Genomic DNA, 19,130 nt, shown 5'->3' with positions numbered 1-19,130 from the left:
TTATAATACTTATTTAGTAGTCGATCTAGCTTCGTACTGATGTCTACCACTCTTTGATTTGACAGCGAGGTTTTTGCAGCTAGTTCGACCATCTCTTTACGGCATTTTTCAATATCCTTCAACAAAGTTTCTGCACACATTGCGAAAACTCCTCGCTTTCTTTAGAATATAGTTCATTTATACCCCATATTAAAATTTTTAAACAAATATGGTAAAAATTTGTTAATATTAACTTATTGAGTTTTTTAGACTTTTTACAGCAAAAAGAGCATCCAACAGTCGATTTCCGTATGAATTTGTCTAATTGTAAACTAAAACAAGGTGAAAAATATTTTTTATAAAAAAAAACGAAACCTTTTCCGGAATCGATTCGTATATCGATTAGCCGCATGAAGCGCGGAGGTAAACTAATGGAAACCATCGTAAAACAAAGAATCAAACAAGTGATCAAGGGAGACCAAAATGCCTATGGCGAGATTGTTGAAATATACAAGGACAAGGTATTTCAGCTTTGCTACCGTATGCTTGGGAATCGGCATGAAGCAGAGGATATTGCACAGGAAGCCTTTATCCGTGCATATATAAATATCAACAGCTTCAATCAAAACCTGAAATTTTCTACATGGCTATACAGAATTGCAACTAACCTTTGCATAGACCGGATTCGGAAAAAGAAACCAGACTACTTTCTTGATGCAGAAGTTCCGGGAACAGAGGGCTTGAATATGTATTCACAAGTTCCATCTGACACGCCATTGCCAGAGGATGAGGTCGAAAGCATTGAATTGCAGGACACGATTCAAAAAGAAATTTCAAAACTACCCGATAAATACAGGTCGGTTATCGTATTAAAGTATATTGAAGAGCTTAGCCTGAATGAGATCAGCGAGATTCTGGATCTCCCGCTTGGTACGGTAAAGACTAGAATACATCGAGGCAGAGAAGCCTTAAGACAGCAATTGCGACACGTATAATGTGAGGTGAAAGAAATGAAATGTCCAGAACATGTGATTGAATATATGCATGAATATTTAGATGATGAAATTCCTGAAGAACATGAGAAAATCTTGAGAGAACATTTACAGAGCTGTAACGATTGCCAGGAATACTTCAGGGAGTTGAATAAATCCATTGCTCTCGTCCAGAGCACATCCCATATCCAAGCGCCAAGCGATTTTACCTCAAAGGTAATGGCTGGCTTGCCAAAGGAAAAGAAAAAGACAGAAATCCAACGCTGGTTCAGAAGTCATCCATTGTTAACAGCGGCTTCTCTTTTCCTAGCCTTGATGACAGGCAGCATCTTGACTACTTGGAATGAAGAGCACCAATTTTCGGTTTCGAAGCAGCCTAATCTCGTGGTGGAGAATGACACAGTCATTGTTCCCGAGGGTGAAGTTGTAAAGGGAGATGTGGTTGTCAGAAATGGCAAGGTGAAAATTGAGGGAGAGGTCCAGGGTGATGTGACCGTGATCAACGGTGAACAGTACCTAGCTTCCGCTGGAAATGTGACGGGAAAAATAACCGAGGTTAATGAAGTGTTTGAATGGATTTGGTACCACATAAAAAAGACATTCAAAAACGCGGCAAACCTTTTTGAAACAGAACAGAAAGAACAGTCATTCCAATAGGATTGACTGTTTTTTTATCATTGATAGTTACAAAAAGTTACTAGATTCTCGATTATCTGGGAAATCGGACATATAGCCATTCTTATGAATGTAAGCTGACAATCCTTGTGAATTTACTTCATTATTAATTAAACTTCTCTTATGTTATAATAAAAAAGTTACATATGTTTATGAGCAGAGGTGCGTGCTATATTTTTGCTTATGAACCATGAGCTGTTTTCGAGATTCATGCTGTTTAATGCAAGCCGAAAAGTTTATGAAAAGAGCTTTTCTAAAGGCTGTATTCTCTTTAAGGCAGGGCGTTTTCTTACATAAAGTGATGTATATCTTCAGGAATTGAAATGGAGATTGTTTTGTATGAAAAGCCACAAATAATACGAAAAGAGCCTTACTAATCTAATGGAGGAAGTGCAATGTCGTTTGCAGATTTCGATTTATTGGAATATCTAGCCAATATTGTTGACATACTCCTGGTTTGGTTCGTCATTTATAAGCTGATTGCCATCATTCGTGGAACGAAGGCTGTGCAACTTTTAAAAGGAATCTTCGTGATTCTTATTGTAAAGTTTGTCAGTGATTTCTTCGGATTGAATACACTCAGCTGGATGATGGAACAAGTTTTAACCTGGGGATTCCTAGCCATCATCATCATCTTCCAGCCGGAATTAAGGAGAGCACTTGAGCAATTGGGTCGAGGGCGGCTTTTCTCCAGATCAGGGCTGCAGGAAGAAGAAGATGAAGAGAGAATGGTGGAGGCAATTATTAAGGCAACCGATTATATGGCAAAGCGCCGGATCGGAGCATTAATCTCGATTGAAAGAGAAACCGGAATGAGTGATTATATCGAAACTGGCATTCCGCTTCAATCTAGGATTTCTTCTGAATTGCTTATTAATTTATTTATACCGAATACACCACTTCATGATGGAGCTGTTGTCATACAGAAAAACATCGTTGCAGCTGCTGCTTGTTATCTACCGCTATCAGAAAGTCCGTTCATTTCTAAAGAGCTGGGAACAAGGCACAGAGCGGCACTTGGAATCAGTGAGGTAACCGACAGTATTACGATCGTTGTTTCTGAAGAGACAGGGAATGTATCGGTTACTCGAAATGGAGAGCTTTATCGGGATTTGAGCGGGGAAACGCTGAAAGAACTGCTCGCCGCCGAATTAATCACACCATCAAGAATCAAGCAGGCAGCTTCTACCCGCTGGAATTGGAGGGGGAAGAAAAATGGATAAACTCATGGATAACCCATGGTTCATTAAAATGGTTGCCTTGGTTCTTGCGATTCTGCTCTTTGGGTCTGTCCCTAAAAATGACCCTGATAAACCCGGGGATGTAAATGTCCCATCGGACGAAAAAGTTGAAACAATCGAAGAAGTGCCGATAAAAAGCTATTACGACACAGATACCCTTGTTGTAACAGGTGTTCCTGAGACTGTAACCATTACACTTCAAGGTCCAAAAAACCTTGTTCAGCAGGCAAAAGCGTTACGGAATTTCGAGGTGTTTGTGGACCTGACGAAGGCTGACATGGGTAAACAGCGAGTTCCAATCACCATTAGAGATATTTCCGATCGGCTTACGGTCACCATTGAACCAGGCTATGCCAATGTTTCAATTCAGGAAAAAGTAACCAAGGAATTCAAGGTAGAGGCAGAATACAGCCGTAATCTTGTTGAAGAAGGCTATATTGCTGAAAAACCTACCGTAAATCCAAGTAAAGTTCAAATTACTGGTGCGAAGGATCTCGTGGATAGAATTACTTATGTAAAAGCAACCGTTAATGCGAACGGTAAAATATCTGACAGCATAACGCGTGAGGCCAGTGTCCTCGTTTTAGATAAAGACATGAATAAGCTCGATGTCAATGTTGAACCTGATACGGTTGAAGTAACGATTCCTGTCAAGAGTTCCAGTAAAAAGGTACCAATCGATATCGTCCGGAAAGGGAATCCTCCCGAAGGAGTAACGATTGAATCCATTACTGCGGATACGAAGGAAGCGGAAATCATAGCGGCTCCGGAGATTTTATCTGAAGTGAAAAATGTTCGGGTCGAGGTGGATCTCAGTGAAATTACGGATGACACCGAGTTGACGCTGCCTGTAATCATTTCTAATGGGGTCGTGAAGGTTTCACCGGAGATGGTAAAGGTTTCAGTGAGAGTAACAAAGGAATCCGAAAAAACAATCTCAAATATCCCGATTGAGATTGAAGGTATGAACGATGAGTTTGAGGTTGACTTTCTCAACCCTTCAAATGGCCAAACAGACATTACGGTTACGGGTCCAAGCAATATCGTTGCTCCGCTTACCGCCGGCAATTTTAAGATCTTGATTGATGTGTCCGGTTTGGATGAAGGAGAGCATGAAGTAGACATGAAGGTGACAGCACCTGAAAATATTATTTGGAAACTGGCTAAGGAAAAAGCCAATATAACTGTTGCGAAGAAAGAAGCATAATTTGACTGTAATTTTTCAAACAAGGAGAGATTTTAAGAATGGGTAAATATTTCGGTACAGATGGAGTACGCGGCGTTGCAAATAGTGAATTAACACCAGAATTGGCGTTCAAACTTGGACGTTTCGGAGGCTATGTACTTACGAAAGACCATAACAGGCCAAAGGTGTTGATTGGCCGTGATACTCGCATTTCGGGCCATATGCTTGAAGGAGCACTTGTTGCCGGCCTATTGTCAATTGGAGCGGAAGTTATGAGGCTCGGTGTTATCTCCACTCCGGGGGTATCTTATTTAACAAAGGCTCTTGGTGCTCAAGCAGGAGTTATGATTTCTGCTTCGCATAATCCAGTAGCGGATAATGGTATTAAATTCTTTGGTCCAGATGGCTTCAAGCTTTCTGATGATCAAGAGCTTGAAATCGAACAATTAATGGATTTAGAGGTTGATGAACTTCCACGTCCAGTTGGTGCAGACCTTGGACAGGTTAATGACTATTTCGAAGGCGGACAAAAATACCTTCAATACTTGAAGCAATCTGTTGATGAAGAATTCACAGGCCTGCATATCGCATTAGACTGCGCTCACGGAGCAACATCTTCATTAGCTGCACATTTGTTTGCTGACCTGGATGCTGATCTTTCAACGATGGGAGCATCTCCAAATGGCCTAAACATCAATGATGGAGTTGGCTCGACTCACCCTGAAGCACTTGCTGCATTTTTAAAAGAGAAGGGCGCAGATCTAGGACTAGCATTTGATGGTGATGGAGACCGTTTGATTGCAATCGATGAAAAAGGAAATATCGTCGATGGTGACCAGATTATGTACATTTGCGGCAAGTTCATGAAGGAAAGAGGCCAGCTGAAGCAAGGGACAGTTGTCTCTACCGTAATGAGCAACCTTGGGTTCTATAAAGGTCTTGAAGAGCACGGAATCCAAAGCGTTCAAACTGCAGTCGGCGACCGTTATGTAGTAGAAGAAATGAAGAAGACTGGTTATAATCTCGGCGGAGAGCAGTCTGGACACATCATTTTCCTTGATTACAATACAACAGGTGACGGCCTTCTGACAGGGCTGCAGCTGGCGAACATCATGAAAGTGACAGGAAAGCCACTTTCAGAGCTTGCAGGCGAAATGAAGAAATATCCACAGGTTCTAGTAAATATTCGAGTAACAGACAAGCATCACGTGACAGATAACCAAAAGGTAAAAGAAGTAATCGAACAGGTTGAAGCTGAAATGAACGGCAATGGCCGCATCCTTGTTCGCCCTTCCGGAACTGAACCTTTAGTGCGTGTTATGGCTGAAGCTCCTTCCGCGGAGCTTTGCCAGGAATATGTAGGCCGTATCGCAGCGGTTGTTGAAGAAGAAATGGGATTGAAGGAATAGATTTAAACCAAGCTTAAGCACCTTGTTGAGGTGCTTAAGCTTTTTTATTTGGTACAAAATGCGCACTTATCATTAATAAGGAACAGGGGCAAACCTCCTTTTGTTTTTACATATTTAAGGATGTACGGAACAAAACAAAGCCCTTTTGCATATTTATTTATGAAGGAGAGTTTTAGCATGCCTGTGAAGGGTAAGTGTACAGGTAGGCAGTTTCCTTTGTTTTCTATTGACGGATTCATCAGTATCATGTATGATAATCCTGTTTTTGTAAAAAGGCTCTTTTCTCTAACCAAACATATGATATATTCAAAAATGCAGCAATCAATTCGAAAAAAGCCTGTTAAAAACAAAAGCACCATTCCAATTGAAAGGTGGGCAGGGGTTCAAATAGAAAACTTAAAAGCGCCAGGACTAATCTGTGAATCGGATAATTGGATTAGTTGACGAGGTGGAGGTTTATCGAATTTTCGGCGGATGCCTCCCGGCTGAAAGCACAGCCGCGAATTCCTTCTTTAAAACATTTTGGCAACTTAATGGACAAAGAGAAGGGGATGCTAAAACTAGAGAGGTAATGATGTAAAAGTCAGACCTCAAACCAATTAAAAAGAGATAAGGGGGCAAGCGGCCCCTAAAAAGGCTTCTTGCCCCCTGTCGTACAGGAGGAAAAGAAGTTATGTGTGGAATCGTTGGATATATTGGAAATAATGACTCGAAAGAGATTTTATTAAAAGGTCTTGAAAAGCTTGAGTATAGAGGTTATGACTCTGCGGGGATCGCTGTCATCAATGGCAATGGCGTGCATGTTTTTAAAGAAAAAGGACGCATTGCTGACCTTCGCATCGCAGTAGACCTTGATGTTATGGCAAATGCAGGTATTGGCCATACTCGTTGGGCTACTCATGGACCGCCAAGCAAGGTGAACGCTCACCCTCACCAAAGCTCTACTGGCAGACTGACTCTTGTTCACAATGGTGTAATCGAGAACTACGATCTATTAAAGCGCGAGTATTTGCAAAATGTTGAATTGAAAAGTGAAACAGACACAGAAGTTATCGTACAGCTGCTTGAACTGTTCGTTAACGAAGGTCTGAGCGTGGAAGACGCATTCCGCAAAACGCTGACACTTTTACATGGTTCATATGCACTTGCCCTTATTGACGAGCAAAATGATGAAACTATTTTTGTGGCGAAAAACAAGAGCCCACTTCTAGTAGGTCTTGGAGAAGGCTTCAATGTTGTAGCGAGTGACGCTATGGCAATGATCCAGGTAACAAGCCAATACGTAGAACTGATGGACAAGGAAATGGTTCTTGTTACGAAGGACGAAGTGACGATCAAGAACCTTGAGGGAGAAGTAATCGAACGTGCTCCTTATACAGCTGAGCTTGACGCAAGCGATATCGAAAAGGGAACATACCCTCACTATATGCTCAAGGAAATCGACGAGCAGCCGCTTGTAATGCGCAAAATCATTCAGAACTACCAGGATGGCCAGGGCGCGCTTGAAATCGACTCTGACATCGTCGCTGCGATGAAGGAAGCAGACCGCATCTACATCATTGCTGCGGGTACTTCATACCACGCTGGCCTTGTCGGAAAACAGTTCATCGAAAAATTGGTGAAGGTTCCTGTTGAAGTTCATATCTCAAGTGAGTTCGGCTATAACATGCCGCTTCTTTCTGAAAAGCCATTGTTCATCTTCATTTCACAGAGCGGTGAAACTGCGGACAGCCGTCAGGTTCTCGTTCAGGTGAAGGAAATGGGCTATAAAGCTCTAACAATTACGAATGTTCCTGGTTCTACACTTTCCCGTGAAGCTGATTACACATTATTGCTTCATGCAGGTCCTGAAATTGCGGTTGCTTCAACAAAGGCTTATACAGCACAGCTTGCTGTTCTTGCAATCCTTGCTGAAGTTACAGCTCGCGGCCTTGGCCATGAAGTGGACTTTGATCTTGTACAGGAATTAGGTATTATCGCAACTGCTATGGAAGCTCTTTGTGATGACAAAGAAGAATTCGAAAGCATCGCTCGCGAATACCTGACTGTAACAAGAAACGCATTCTTCATCGGACGCGGAATCGACTTTTACGTAGGCCTTGAAGGCGCGTTAAAGCTAAAGGAAATTTCGTATATCCAAGCTGAAGGCTTTGCAGGCGGAGAATTGAAGCACGGAACAATCGCTTTGATTGAAGAAGGCACACCAGTCATCGCCCTTGCAACTCAAGACTTTGTTAACCTAAGCATCCGTGGAAACGTTAAAGAAGTCGTTGCCCGCGGAGCTAACCCGTGCATCATTTCCATGAAAGGACTGGAAACAGACGAGGACCGTTTCGTCATTCCAGAAGTGCACAGCCTATTAACACCTCTTATCTCTGTAATACCAATGCAATTGATTTCTTACTACGCAGCACTGCACCGCGACTGCGATGTAGATAAGCCACGTAACCTGGCTAAGTCGGTTACGGTTGAATAACATTGGAATTAAGCCTCTTCAGATGTTTGTGCAAAATAAAGTCGGTAATCGAAAAATATAGTTGGTTATTAATAATTAAAGTTGGTAATCGAAAAATATAATCGGTTATTTTATATTTACCTAAAACATTCCTTATAAGGAGTATTTTAATGGTCTCAATTGGTGAGCGTATAAAAGTAATTCGTAAAGAAAATTTTTATACCCAAGCTGAATTTGCCGAGTTATTAGGAATTTCGCAAGGAACTTTAAGCGATATAGAAAAAGATAAATGCTATCCCTCTTATCAAACATTGAAAACTTTTAGGAAAGTATTTAATGTTGACTTAAATATTTTATTTGATGATTAGAGGTATAACGAGTTATTAGTGAGTCCTTTAATCCCTTTACTAGTATAAAAGCTTGTAGATACAGTCTAGAATATTAGATAGTTCTACAAGCTTTTTTAATTGGAATAGGATTAATCTGATTGTTGAGATGAAATGTTTTATCGTAGTATTTGGGTAAATGTACTGGACAATAAAGTCGTGTACTAACCAATAAAGACAAAAATGATAGCGCCGGTTTAACCGGCGTTTTTTATTTGGAAATTATTAAAAACAGCTAATTTTTTGAACACGTTTAACAATATAAAAAGGTATTTTATAAAGGGGTAAATTAACATAGTATAGAATTATTTTAATACAACACACTGGAGGTCAAACAATGAAATTTTTCGAATTGTGGAAGTACCAATATAAAGGTAGGTATTGGGATAATAGATACATTTTGGGAAGTTGAAGTAGCAATGTGTTCTGAATGTTTAGAGGGGTATTCTTCGTGCGATAGTTGTGGGAAATATGAGCAAAATGAAAAACTAGAATCATTCCATGCAGGATTTGGACAGCTTGAATGGCTTTGTAGAGAGTGTCAACCTTAAGAGAATCTTTTTAGATATTCTACTAAAGTCGTCCACTGGCTAAAAGCACAAATAATCATGATGATAAATTATCAAGTGCAGATTTGAAAAATGTTGATACTACGAGTGAATTTGACCATTTAGAGAATTATTAGGAGAGGTTAGAATTGGTAAAACAAGTCGGATTGTGGGATTACACAGAGGCTTATCAAGAAGAATTTGATGAAATAAGGATTGGTAAGAAACCATTAATAGATGGATGTATTTCATGGATAAACGATAATAATTTAACAGGATTTGGGCGAAAGCTGTTAATACGAAACGGTTCTGAATATGTTCCAGCAGAAAATTTGCTTTTGGGGGTTTCGGTCAAAAGGGACAAAAAGAAAACACGAACAGAAATAAAAACAATAGTAGATAAAGCTAAGCAGTTGCATCCAAATACTAAATTATCGGGGGGGAAAAAGGAGGATATTTGGAAACAAGTTAATGATCCAAGTTTTTTATATCGTATTAATTCATCCTTAATTTCTCCAAATGCTCTAGCGTTTTATAGACCTTTTCATTACACTCCTTCTGATGATTGGGGAATATATTTATTAATCGATAAAATCCTAAATTATTACGAGTCTATAGTAAAACGGCTTGGGCAAGACCGAATTCTTTTTTCTCCAGATATTCTATTGGGATATATTACATATCAAATATTTCACCATGAATTTTTTCATCATATGGTTGAATCTGCAGCAACTACATTAGAGGTAATCTCCTCGTCAGATTATGAACCATACCCGTTTTACATAAAGTATCGTAAATCTGCATACAAAGACATAATCGGGCTCGGGGAACATGCACATGACCCATTAGAGGAAGCCCTGGCAAATGCATATTCCTATAATTCATTCTCGTTCGCTTCTAGAGTTAATAAGGGATATAAAACAATGTTAGTAAAGGCTTACCAGCGGAGTTTGTTAACGGGGTGGAAATATGCCCCTGCAGGATATAGATCAGCTGGCAATTATATAAACTCCGATTACATTCTTGGGGCAACCCAACTTTTGGCACAAATTGCATCTTCACCTAATCTTAACCCATTAGCTTCAACTATTGTTGCTAAAAATGTATTGTTTAATGGTCATTCTGCGTTTTGTTCAAAACCAGATATCCCAACTTATTTAGTTGGATCGGAAGAAAACATAAGGTATTTCACAAGTTTGATTCCAGCACCGAATAATACATACACAAACTTATTCTGGCATGAGGACTTTAGCGAAATTGACTTATATATTCAGCAAAAGATAGCGGAAAAAAAGAAAAAAGTAAAGATCTAATGGATTACAATTTTTGGGACTTAGCATTCTGCTAAAGTCTTTTATGGTAAAATAAAGGATAGGTATTTTAGTATTATTAATTGGGGGAGAACAATGCTTACTGGTGATTTTAAAAATAAAGTAGATAATTTATGGGAAACTTTTTGGACAGGCGGTATTACAAATCCGTTGTCTGTCATCGAGCAAATTACATATTTGCTTTTTATGAAACAGCTGGATGAACAACAAATAAAACAGGAACGCCGTGCGAGATTAAATGGCGGTAAAATAGCTAACCCAATTTTCAAAGAAGAGGATAGTCATTTGCGTTGGTCCAATTTCAAAAATAAAACTGACGCAGAAGAAATGTTCAACATTGTTAAAGATGAAGCATTTAAGCATATGAAAGAACTAGGCGGAGAAGACTCCAAGTTTGCAAAGCACCTAGCTAATGCAGTCTTTATCATCCCGACTCCACAGTTATTACAGCGTGTAGTCACAGCAATTGATAAGCTGCTTGATGAAATGAAGGACAAGAATAAGGACACTATGGGAGATTTATACGAATACCTTCTTTCAAAATTATCAACCTCTGGAACAAATGGTCAGTTCCGTACACCACGGCACATCATTAAGATGATGGTCGAGCTTATGCAGCCTTCACTTGCAGATAAGATTGTTGATCCGGCTGCTGGAACTGCGGGATTTTTGGTAACTGCTGCAGAGTATATTACTGAGCATTATCGTAATGAACTATTTGTTAAAGTTGGAAATGAGGAGCTTCAGGAGAAATATAAAAAATCGATGTTTTATGGTTTCGATACAGATCAAACCATGCTCCGTATTGCGAGTATGAACCTTATGCTCCATGGAATTGAAGATCCACATATGGAATATAAAGATTCCTTGTCCAAAAGTAATCTCGAAGAAGATAATTATACTTTGGTCTTGGCAAATCCACCTTTCAAGGGTTCACTTGATTACAGCGAGGTAGCCGATAATATACTTGCTAAAGTAAAAACGAAGAAAACGGAACTTTTGTTCCTAGCTCTTATGCTTCGAATACTTAAAAACGGGGGTCGATGTGCTGTTATTGTTCCGGACGGTGTTCTTTTTGGTTCCTCAATTGCACACATAGCAATCCGAAAAGAAATTATTGAAAATCATAAACTTGAAGCTGTTATTTCCATGCCTTCTGGCGTATTCAAACCTTACGCGGGTGTTTCAACTGCTGTTTTGATATTCCAGAAGACAAGCATCGGTGGAACGGATAAGGTTTGGTTTTATGATATGGTCGCTGATGGTTACACCCTTGATGATCACCGTAGAGAACTAGATTTAACTAAACATGAAAACAATAATATTCCTGATATTATCACCAGATTCAAAAACCTAGATAATGAAAAAGAACGGAATCGTACGGAACAGTCTTTCTTTGTTGGTTTGGATGAAATCCGTAATAATAAATACGATTTAAGTATTAATCGTTATAAAGAAATAATTCATGAAGAAATAAAATATACTTCCCCTAAACTCCTTCTTCAAGAAATAATTGAGTTACAAAAAGAAATTCAATTCGGCTTAGAAAAATTGGGAGGAAGTTTAGAATGAGTTATAATAAATTCCAAGATATATCTTCTTTTAATAGCCTCCCTGAAAATTGGGAATTAAAAAATTTTAAAGATGTATTTACAGACGTCAGTTCAGGTAATGTTAAAATCAACAAGAGTGAATATTTACCGGAAGGTTCTTTTCCTATAATTGATCAAGGAAAAGAAATGATTGCTGGATTTACAAATAAGGCAGAAACTCTTATTAAATCTGATCCCCCTTTCATAATATTTGGAGATCACACTAGAATTTTAAAATACTTTGACAGGAAATTTGTATTAGGTGCAGATGGTGTAAAGGTTTTAAAAGCAAAAAGCGATTATTATAATACAAATTATTTGTATTATTTTTTAAGAAATATAAAAATCCCTGATACAGGATATAATCGCCATTTTAAGTTTTTGAAGGACTTAGTTGTACCTATTCCACCTTTAGAAATACAAAATAAAATTGTTGAAGCTTTAACTGAGGCGGAAAATATTTTAATAAAGAGGAAAACAATAATAAGCAAATTAGATGAACTAATTCATTCTACGTTTATAGATATGTTCGGAGATCCTGTCATTAATTCAAAACAGTGGGAAAAACATACACTTCAGTCAGTGTCTTCTGGAGGGAAGTATGCAATAAAAGCTGGACCATTTGGGTCAGCTTTGAAAAAAGAATTTTATGTTGCGCAAGGTTATAAAATATATGGACAAGAACAAGTAATTAGAAATGACTTTGAATACGGTGATTATTATATTGATGATGCTAAGTTTAAAGAACTTCAAGCTTATGAAATTAAACCAGGTGATATTTTAATATCTCTGGTTGGTACTTTTGGAAAGGTATCGGTTGTACCTGATAGTTTCCAACCTGGTATTATAAACCCACGTTTAATGAAAATAAGTTTGAATGCACAAAAAATTATTCCGGAATATTTTAAATGCATGATGGAAAATGAAAGTTTTCAAAATCGTTTAAAGCATAATTCTCACGGTGGAACTATGGGGATTATAAATGTTGGAATTATGAAAAGTATTGAAATTCCCATACCTCCATTAAAGCTACAACAAAAATTCAAAAGTCTGATATGGGAAATCAATAAAACAAAAGAAATTAATCAACTTCAACTTAATAATATTGATTTGTTTTTTAATTCACTTTTACATCAAGCATTTACCGGACGACTTAAATTAAAGGAAAACCAGGTGAATGAACATGCCATTAAATGTTGATTTTCTAAAAAACTATCCGCAATGGCAAACACTACATGAACATGCATCAGAGGCGGAATCAAATGTACATGCAAACCCTCGTACATCTTTGTTTTACTGTCGCGCGGCACTGGAGCGTGCCGTCCGGTGGATGTACAGTACCGATGGTTATCTTGAGTACCCTGAAAAGGAAAAATACATGCTCGGCGATCTTGTTCATACAAAATCTTTTCAAGAGACAATATCCCCGGGTCTTTTTCATCCAATAAAATTGATTATTCGAATGGGGAATATTGCAGTTCATGATGATTCCCCTTTGAAATCAGATCAGTCACTTCTGATTTTCGAGCATTTATTTGTATTTTTGGATTGGCTTCAAGACTATTATCTTACTAAACCTATTGAGGATTTAAAATTTAATCCTAAACTTATACCTACTAGTACAAAGAAGGCTGATGATTCAACGGACCATCTCCAAAAGATAGAAAAACGAATCGCCGAGAAAGATGCGAAAATCCAAAAAATTGAAGAAGAAAACGCGAAACTCAAAATAAAGATTGATGAACTGACAAACAAATCATTAAAGCCTAAAATTAAATTTACTCCTGAAAATGAAGCCCGGACCCGACAACTCATAATAGATGTTATGCTTCGAGAAGCCGGATGGAACCCTCATGGTCATAATGTAAGAGAATTTGAAGTTGAAGGAATGCCAAATAGGACCGGTTTTGGTTTTTGCGATTATGTTTTATGGGCAGATAATGGGTTGCCTTTAGCAGTCATCGAGGTTAAGAGCACAGTGCATGATTCCCAGAAGGGTAAAAATCAGGCTTTACTTTATACGAACCTTCTCGAAAAGAAATATGGTCATCGCCCAATCATGTTTTTTACTAATGGATACGAAACATGGATATGGGATGACGCATTTTATCCTCCGAGGGAAATCGCTTCTTTTTATTCAAAATCAGATCTTGAATGGGCATTACAAAAGAGAACTGAAAGAAAAGACACTTCTGAATATAAAACAAACTCCATGATTGCAGGTCGTTTGTATCAGATTGAAGCGATAAAAAGGGTAGCAGAAACGTATGAACAGGGACGCCGCCGTACTCTGCTTGTTATGGCAACAGGTACCGGTAAAACCCGAACTGCTATCGCAATGGTTGATCTCTTGAAGCGAGCTGGATGGGTAAAGAATGCGCTTTTTCTTGCTGATCGTAGGGAGCTTGTAAAACAAGCGGCAAAGGAATTTAAAAAGCATCTTCCAAGCGTTACAACTTGTAACTTGCTTGAGGATAAAGATGACCCTTCCGCACGTATCTATTTCTCTACTTACCAAACCATGATGAGTTTCATTCAACCTGGTGTTAATCCAAAGTTCAGTGTTGGATTCTTTGATTTAATCATAGTAGATGAGGCACACAGGTCCATTTACAATAAGTTTGGACAGGTTTTTCAATACTTCGATTCTCTCTTGATGGGACTCACTGCGACTCCAAAATCCGATGTAGAGCATGATACTTATAATTTCTTTGGGCTACAGAAAAATATCCCTACCTTCGCTTATGAGTATGAACAAGCCATTGAAGATAAAAACCTTGTTCCCGTAAAACCTGTGTCGGTATTTTTCAAATTTTTGCATGAAGGTATTGATCGGGATGAATTATCGCCTGAGGAACAAGAAGAGTATGACAAAAAGGTAATCCCCCACAAAAAGGATAAAAAGGTTAGCAAGGAAGAAGTTTACCAATTCCTTTATAACAAGGATACAATCCGCCGCGCTATAGAGGTATTCCTTGAACACGGCATTAAGGTTGAAGGTGGAGACAGGCTAGGGAAAACAATCATATTCGCCAGGAACAATGAACATGCAAAACTCATCGTTAATGTTTTTGATGAGATGATGCCTCATTTAAAAGGAAAGTTTGCGGCAGAAATCCACTATAAAATACCTTATGCCGACCAACTCATTGAAAACTTTAAAATCGAGGAAAAAGAGCCACATATAGCTGTATCTGTTGATATGTTGGATACAGGAATCGATGTTCCTGAAGTTGTTAACCTTGTGATGTTTAAGCCAGTTTTTTCATTGACGAAGTTCTGGCAAATGATTGGTCGTGGAACCCGGCTTCGGGAGGATTTGTTCGGTCCTGGAGAAGATAAAACTCATGCCCTGCTATTTGACCTTTGCGGTAACGTTGAATACTTTAAGTTTGGTAAAAAAGAGGAAGCTAAACCATTACCGCTTCACTTGACCGGTCAATTATTTCGAGAACGAGTCCATTTGGTACGAGAGCTATATGGGTCAGGAGAGACATACGAAGATATTCGAAACGAGCTGATTGGGGTCATAACACGCCAGCTCAATTCAATGGACGAACATCATTTCGCTTTAAGAAAGCATCTGCCTCTTTTAGTAAAATTCAGGCAACCTGAAAGCTGGGAGCGTCTAGAAGAATCAGAAGTGAATGCCTTAACAGATGAGGATGGATTCGCAAGGCTGGTTTATGATTCGGAGCCAGAAGACAAGAAACGTGTAGACATGCTTCATGTCAGGCTTCAACGCATTATTCTTGGTGTTGCTATTATCCCGGGAGCAGATGCAAAAAAGAAGCAGCTCAAAACTATTGCGGAAGCTCTGTATAATAAGAGAATTATTCCCCAGGTTGCTGATCATATAGAAGTATTAAAGGACATTATGGACATTCGTTTCTTCGAGCGAACTTCAGCAATTGAGTTGAATGAGATTCGGAAAATTATTCGAGAGCTAATCCGCCTTCTTGATAAGGAACAGAAGGTAATTGTTCATACTAACTTTGAGGATCAGCTGAAAGATATAATATTTGATGGGGAATTACCTTCATTTGGGAACTTTAAGGACTATAAATCGCATATCAGCGACTATGTTAAAAAACATCAGGATCATATTGCTATTGAAAAACTTAAGAGAAACAGACCAATTACCTTAACTGATATTGAATCATTTGCAGACATGCTTGAGAAAGAGCAGGTCGGTACAAAAGAACAATTTAATAAGGAGTTTTCTGCCGGAGATGAAAATTCTTTTGGGATTTTTGTACGGGGCTTAGTTGGACTTGATAGAATTGCAGCACAAGAGGCGTTTGCTGATCTACTGCAGAGAACCAACTTGAACTCAAATCAAATCAATTTCATCAATTTGATAATTGATTATCTAAGCGTGAATGGAGTTCTAGAGCCTGGCAAACTATTGGATCAACCTTTTGATACTCTTCATCATGAGGGGGTATATGGATTATTTGATGATAATACGGTTGATGATATCGTCAAGGTGGTCCATTCATTAAGAAAATCTGCAGTAGTAAAAACAGGATAATAAATTATAATAAGCCTTATTCCAAACTTATATTGGAATAAGGCTTATTATTTAAAAAAACCATCTTATGCTGCATAGGACGACTGCTGTAAATCAAAAACTTCATTACGACCAATTAATATAAACTCACTTTCAGTCCATAAGTGGAGTTTCTTTAATTGTTCGGCTGTGAGGTTTTTATCATCAAAGCAAATTAAAAATATCTTATAATCAATTTTATCGGATACCAAACGCTGGGCGAGAGTTCTCAAGTATTTAATATCTTTCGTGTGAAACGCTTCTGGTCGGAATTTAATTTCAGCAAATTCACCTATATTACCATCCCAAGCTCCAGCATCTACAGTTTGGCGGTTTCTGTCACTATCCTCAGCGCCGTGATCATATGGGTTGCTACACTGATATCGGACCGGTTGTCCATTAACATTGACGATAACACCATAACCTATATTATGCGGTCTCCCATTATATCTTAAACTGAAAACCTTTTCAATTAACTTTTCAGGAACTAACCCACGCATTTTCCTCAATTCGTCATCGCTACTACAAATTGAAAAAAAGGTGTGACATAAATCAATTAGTTGGAGTGTGTCGGGTGCAGCATTCTTTCTCCCACGTCGCCCTATTATACTAGATTCCCATTTTTGCAGTTGGCTTTTATAGTTAGAGATACTCCAATTACCACTGAATCTCATTAATTCACAAAAGTCACCGAACTTACTTTTATATTTGAAAAGAAATGAGGCAATTTGATCTGCAACCGGCTCAAGACCCGGATTTGGAAAGTCAGAAGGAGAAAAAGTAATTTTATTCACCATTATCTTTCCCATCTTCATTACCTGGTGGATCATTGGCTTTAATTGTTTCTAAAATATCAATAGTTGGTAGATTAACAGGAGGGGTTACTCCTAGTAAATTAGTAAGGTTAGATATTAAAACCCGGGTATAAGGGAGTAACTGTGGAACCACTTGTGGGTCTATCCATGTTTCAAATTGGAATTGATCCAGAGTTTCTTTTGATTCGAACCTTCCTTTGTATATAACTGTTATCATGACCCCTGGTTCTTTTACTTCCCTATTTGATACTTTTATGTCGGTTTTTAAAAATGCTACTGCATTTTCTTCATCCGCAATTTCAATCCGGGTTCCAAATTGTATCTCCGTTACACATTCCTCATCTAATTCGTAAAACTTTTTAGTATGTAGTTCTTCTAACGTAGCTTCAACCATTTGTATTTTAGTCTTAGAAGTAACGTATAGTTTATATTCCTCTGTTTGTTCCATTTAATCACTCCTCACCCATATAATAACAAAAATCCCGCTGAGTTTCAGCAGGATTATTCCAAGATTGACCTAAATTTTCATTTAAATAAGCATTTACCCAGATGAAATCCGTTGAAGGATGGGCGGTTACCTTAATAACTTCGGTTATTTTGGTTCCATTAGTGATTGTAACCTGAGTAGCTGCGGATGTCTGATTAAATGTTTCTTGTGCTTCTGAAATAACCTTTAAACTTTCTGCGAAAGAGTGATAAACATTACCCTTTATTCCTGAATCAATATCCATTTCAAGTACAAAAACTCTATGATCTAATAAGTCTAAAAATTCCTCTGACTGGGAAAGTTTATTACAAAGAACTTTATTAATTAAATCTAATCCTGAATTCTTCATCCAACTCCAAAAATAATCAGCATTATTATCTTCAGGTTGAGAATTTACTAATTCATTTATGTTCGAATAATTTTTGACATCTACTCCAAGATTATTAGTAAAATACTCAAGTATTTGTTCAAAAAAATTATTCAGTATTTCATGTGCTTCGTTTTCTTGATAGTGTTTACCACCAAAAAAAACAAAAGGATGCACCATTATACCGATCACTCCCTATTGTATAAGGTATATACAAATATTAACAAACTTGATTTGTAAACACAAACATGAATTACAAAATGTAATAAACTTTTTTTAATTGATTTAAATATAATAGTTCAACAGTGGTAGTTTAAACTCCTCTATATTACCTTAATTTCTACCTTAATTTTATTCATGCCCAGTATAGAGGGGCTTTACCCATATATTTTGAAAAAAATACCTAAACTTCACATTAAATTAATTTAAACATTTATTTTTTCTTATTCTAATCATTAAAGATCTCTCTATACATTAATAATATTTAGGGAGGAAATAAATATGTCAAAAGTTAAACATTATTACAATTTAATAAATGTGGAGCCACAGGGCTATATACCAGACGTGGGATTACACCGATTTTTACTCCAGTTTAAAACTAAAAAGCCACATGGTGGTAGAAGTGTAGCAGTAATCCAAATGAATGGGGCAAAAGCTGGTCCTACAAAAAAAGGAATAAGTAAATGGAATGCTGATTCAACAATTGGAAAAGTTCTTACCTGGTGTTATGAAAACCCAGCCACGCCATTTGAAGTTGTATATTGCTTAAATCTATTCTCATATGTGGATCCAAAGTCTGAGCATTTATCTAAAGTGGAAGCATCATTATTAAATAGTCCATTAAATGATTTCTGGATTAGAGAAGCTTGTAGTTCAGTTGATCAGATTATTATAGCTTATGGTGATTGTAAGGGAATTGATATTAAAATTGTTAATAATCGAATTAAATCAGTCTTACATATGTTAACTGATAAAAACCTTTTTAGAGTAGGGGACTTAACTAAAAAGGGAAATCCGAGGCACGGTAGAAGCTGGAACAATAATCCTCAGCTGGTATTGCACAAAAAAGCCCAAGAATAACTCACGTGTGCTAGTTCAAAAAGAATGGAATTCAG

At 37.8% G+C, this 19,130-nt stretch carries 17 protein-coding genes; 13 read left to right on the top strand and 4 right to left on the bottom strand.

The genetic code is table 11. The annotated features are described in order from the left end of the window. A partial coding sequence (locus tag V7654_RS15230) for an aspartyl-phosphate phosphatase Spo0E family protein (RefSeq protein WP_335431383.1) occupies nucleotides 1-140 on the bottom strand: 140 nt, incomplete at its 3' end. A 270-nt stretch (nucleotides 141-410) separates the two neighbouring features. Between V7654_RS15230 and sigW the strand changes: the two genes are divergently transcribed. The 12 genes from sigW to V7654_RS15170 all read left to right on the top strand — a co-directional run bounded on the left by sigW (nucleotide 411) and on the right by V7654_RS15170 (nucleotide 16,328). Continuing rightward, a complete protein-coding gene (gene sigW, locus V7654_RS15225) occupies nucleotides 411-974 on the top strand; it encodes an RNA polymerase sigma factor SigW (RefSeq protein ID WP_335431379.1) in 564 nt (187 codons plus the stop codon). Nucleotides 975-989: 15 nt separating this feature from the next. Next, on the top strand, nucleotides 990-1,628 hold the full coding sequence (locus V7654_RS15220; RefSeq protein ID WP_335431382.1) for an anti-sigma factor: 639 nt from the start codon (nucleotides 990-992) through the stop codon (nucleotides 1,626-1,628). A 413-nt stretch (nucleotides 1,629-2,041) separates the two neighbouring features. Next, complete coding sequence (gene cdaA / locus V7654_RS15215) at nucleotides 2,042-2,869, top strand: diadenylate cyclase CdaA (RefSeq protein ID WP_335431377.1); 828 nt, start codon at nucleotides 2,042-2,044, stop codon at nucleotides 2,867-2,869. Then, nucleotides 2,862-4,094 (top strand): CdaR family protein, encoded by a 1,233-nt coding sequence (locus V7654_RS15210; RefSeq protein WP_335431375.1) that lies wholly within the window; start codon nucleotides 2,862-2,864, stop codon nucleotides 4,092-4,094. Before cdaA ends, V7654_RS15210 begins: the two co-directional genes overlap by 8 nt. Before the next feature lie 38 nt (nucleotides 4,095-4,132). Then, complete coding sequence (gene glmM, locus V7654_RS15205) at nucleotides 4,133-5,482, top strand: phosphoglucosamine mutase (RefSeq protein ID WP_335431374.1); 1,350 nt, start codon at nucleotides 4,133-4,135, stop codon at nucleotides 5,480-5,482. 120 nt (nucleotides 5,483-5,602) lie between these two features. After that, nucleotides 5,603-5,926 carry a hypothetical protein gene (locus tag V7654_RS15200; protein WP_335431372.1) on the top strand — a complete coding sequence of 108 codons (324 nt, stop codon included), beginning with the start codon at nucleotides 5,603-5,605 and terminating at the stop codon, nucleotides 5,924-5,926. A 229-nt stretch (nucleotides 5,927-6,155) separates the two neighbouring features. Then, nucleotides 6,156-7,958 carry a glutamine--fructose-6-phosphate transaminase (isomerizing) gene (gene glmS, locus V7654_RS15195; protein ID WP_335431371.1) on the top strand — a complete coding sequence of 601 codons (1,803 nt, stop codon included), beginning with the start codon at nucleotides 6,156-6,158 and terminating at the stop codon, nucleotides 7,956-7,958. 149 nt (nucleotides 7,959-8,107) lie between these two features. Further along, nucleotides 8,108-8,305, top strand: a complete 198-nt coding sequence (locus tag V7654_RS15190; RefSeq protein WP_335431370.1) for a helix-turn-helix domain-containing protein — start codon at nucleotides 8,108-8,110, stop codon at nucleotides 8,303-8,305. A gap of 715 nt (nucleotides 8,306-9,020) precedes the next feature. After that, nucleotides 9,021-10,184, top strand: coding sequence for a hypothetical protein (locus V7654_RS15185; RefSeq protein ID WP_335431369.1), 1,164 nt, complete (start codon nucleotides 9,021-9,023; stop codon nucleotides 10,182-10,184). 93 nt (nucleotides 10,185-10,277) lie between these two features. Further along, nucleotides 10,278-11,774, top strand: a complete 1,497-nt coding sequence (locus tag V7654_RS15180; protein WP_335431367.1) for a type I restriction-modification system subunit M — start codon at nucleotides 10,278-10,280, stop codon at nucleotides 11,772-11,774. Next, nucleotides 11,771-12,994, top strand: a complete 1,224-nt coding sequence (locus V7654_RS15175) for a restriction endonuclease subunit S (RefSeq protein WP_335431365.1) — start codon at nucleotides 11,771-11,773, stop codon at nucleotides 12,992-12,994. The genes V7654_RS15180 and V7654_RS15175 overlap by 4 nt, the downstream gene beginning before the upstream one ends. Continuing rightward, the gene (locus V7654_RS15170; RefSeq protein WP_335431364.1) at nucleotides 12,978-16,328 is read left to right on the top strand and encodes a DEAD/DEAH box helicase family protein; all 3,351 of its coding nucleotides are present in this window, start codon (nucleotides 12,978-12,980) and stop codon (nucleotides 16,326-16,328) included. Before V7654_RS15175 ends, V7654_RS15170 begins: the two co-directional genes overlap by 17 nt. Nucleotides 16,329-16,393: 65 nt before the next feature. Here V7654_RS15170 and V7654_RS15165 read toward each other — a convergent pair whose 3' ends face one another. The 3 genes from V7654_RS15165 to V7654_RS15155 are packed head-to-tail and all read right to left on the bottom strand — an operon-like array spanning nucleotide 16,394 to nucleotide 18,195. Beyond that, the gene (locus tag V7654_RS15165) at nucleotides 16,394-17,140 is read right to left on the bottom strand and encodes a hypothetical protein (protein ID WP_335431362.1); all 747 of its coding nucleotides are present in this window, start codon (nucleotides 17,138-17,140) and stop codon (nucleotides 16,394-16,396) included. After that, nucleotides 17,133-17,609, bottom strand: coding sequence for a hypothetical protein (locus V7654_RS15160; protein ID WP_335431361.1), 477 nt, complete (start codon nucleotides 17,607-17,609; stop codon nucleotides 17,133-17,135). The genes V7654_RS15165 and V7654_RS15160 overlap by 8 nt, the downstream gene beginning before the upstream one ends. 4 nt (nucleotides 17,610-17,613) lie before the next feature. Further along, the gene (locus V7654_RS15155) at nucleotides 17,614-18,195 is read right to left on the bottom strand and encodes a hypothetical protein (protein WP_335431359.1); all 582 of its coding nucleotides are present in this window, start codon (nucleotides 18,193-18,195) and stop codon (nucleotides 17,614-17,616) included. Between the two features lie 321 nt (nucleotides 18,196-18,516). Between V7654_RS15155 and V7654_RS15150 the strand changes: the two genes are divergently transcribed. Further along, on the top strand, nucleotides 18,517-19,095 hold the full coding sequence (locus V7654_RS15150) for a DUF1643 domain-containing protein (RefSeq protein ID WP_335431358.1): 579 nt from the start codon (nucleotides 18,517-18,519) through the stop codon (nucleotides 19,093-19,095). The last annotated feature ends 35 nt before the right edge of the window (nucleotides 19,096-19,130 follow it).

This window comes from Bacillus sp. JJ1609, from assembly GCF_036967045.1.
GTDB lineage: Bacteria > Bacillota > Bacilli > Bacillales > Cytobacillaceae > Mesobacillus.
This window is presented reverse-complemented; position numbering and strand designations above follow the sequence as displayed.

What these genes read in the sequence shown, in the direction of transcription:
- sigW (WP_335431379.1), top strand. Translation starts at nt 411, where the DNA reads ATGGAAACCATCGTAAAACAAAGAATCAAACAAGTGATCAAGGGAGAC.
- V7654_RS15220 (WP_335431382.1), top strand. Translation starts at nt 990, where the DNA reads ATGAAATGTCCAGAACATGTGATTGAATATATGCATGAATATTTAGAT.
- cdaA (WP_335431377.1), top strand. Translation starts at nt 2,042, where the DNA reads ATGTCGTTTGCAGATTTCGATTTATTGGAATATCTAGCCAATATTGTT.
- V7654_RS15210 (WP_335431375.1), top strand. Translation starts at nt 2,862, where the DNA reads ATGGATAAACTCATGGATAACCCATGGTTCATTAAAATGGTTGCCTTG.
- glmM (WP_335431374.1), top strand. Translation starts at nt 4,133, where the DNA reads ATGGGTAAATATTTCGGTACAGATGGAGTACGCGGCGTTGCAAATAGT.
- V7654_RS15200 (WP_335431372.1), top strand. Translation starts at nt 5,603, where the DNA reads ATGTACGGAACAAAACAAAGCCCTTTTGCATATTTATTTATGAAGGAG.
- glmS (WP_335431371.1), top strand. Translation starts at nt 6,156, where the DNA reads ATGTGTGGAATCGTTGGATATATTGGAAATAATGACTCGAAAGAGATT.
- V7654_RS15190 (WP_335431370.1), top strand. Translation starts at nt 8,108, where the DNA reads ATGGTCTCAATTGGTGAGCGTATAAAAGTAATTCGTAAAGAAAATTTT.
- V7654_RS15180 (WP_335431367.1), top strand. Translation starts at nt 10,278, where the DNA reads ATGCTTACTGGTGATTTTAAAAATAAAGTAGATAATTTATGGGAAACT.
- V7654_RS15175 (WP_335431365.1), top strand. Translation starts at nt 11,771, where the DNA reads ATGAGTTATAATAAATTCCAAGATATATCTTCTTTTAATAGCCTCCCT.
- V7654_RS15170 (WP_335431364.1), top strand. Translation starts at nt 12,978, where the DNA reads ATGCCATTAAATGTTGATTTTCTAAAAAACTATCCGCAATGGCAAACA.
- V7654_RS15160 (WP_335431361.1), bottom strand. Translation starts at nt 17,609, where the DNA reads ATGGAACAAACAGAGGAATATAAACTATACGTTACTTCTAAGACTAAA.
- V7654_RS15155 (WP_335431359.1), bottom strand. Translation starts at nt 18,195, where the DNA reads ATGGTGCATCCTTTTGTTTTTTTTGGTGGTAAACACTATCAAGAAAAC.
- V7654_RS15150 (WP_335431358.1), top strand. Translation starts at nt 18,517, where the DNA reads ATGTCAAAAGTTAAACATTATTACAATTTAATAAATGTGGAGCCACAG.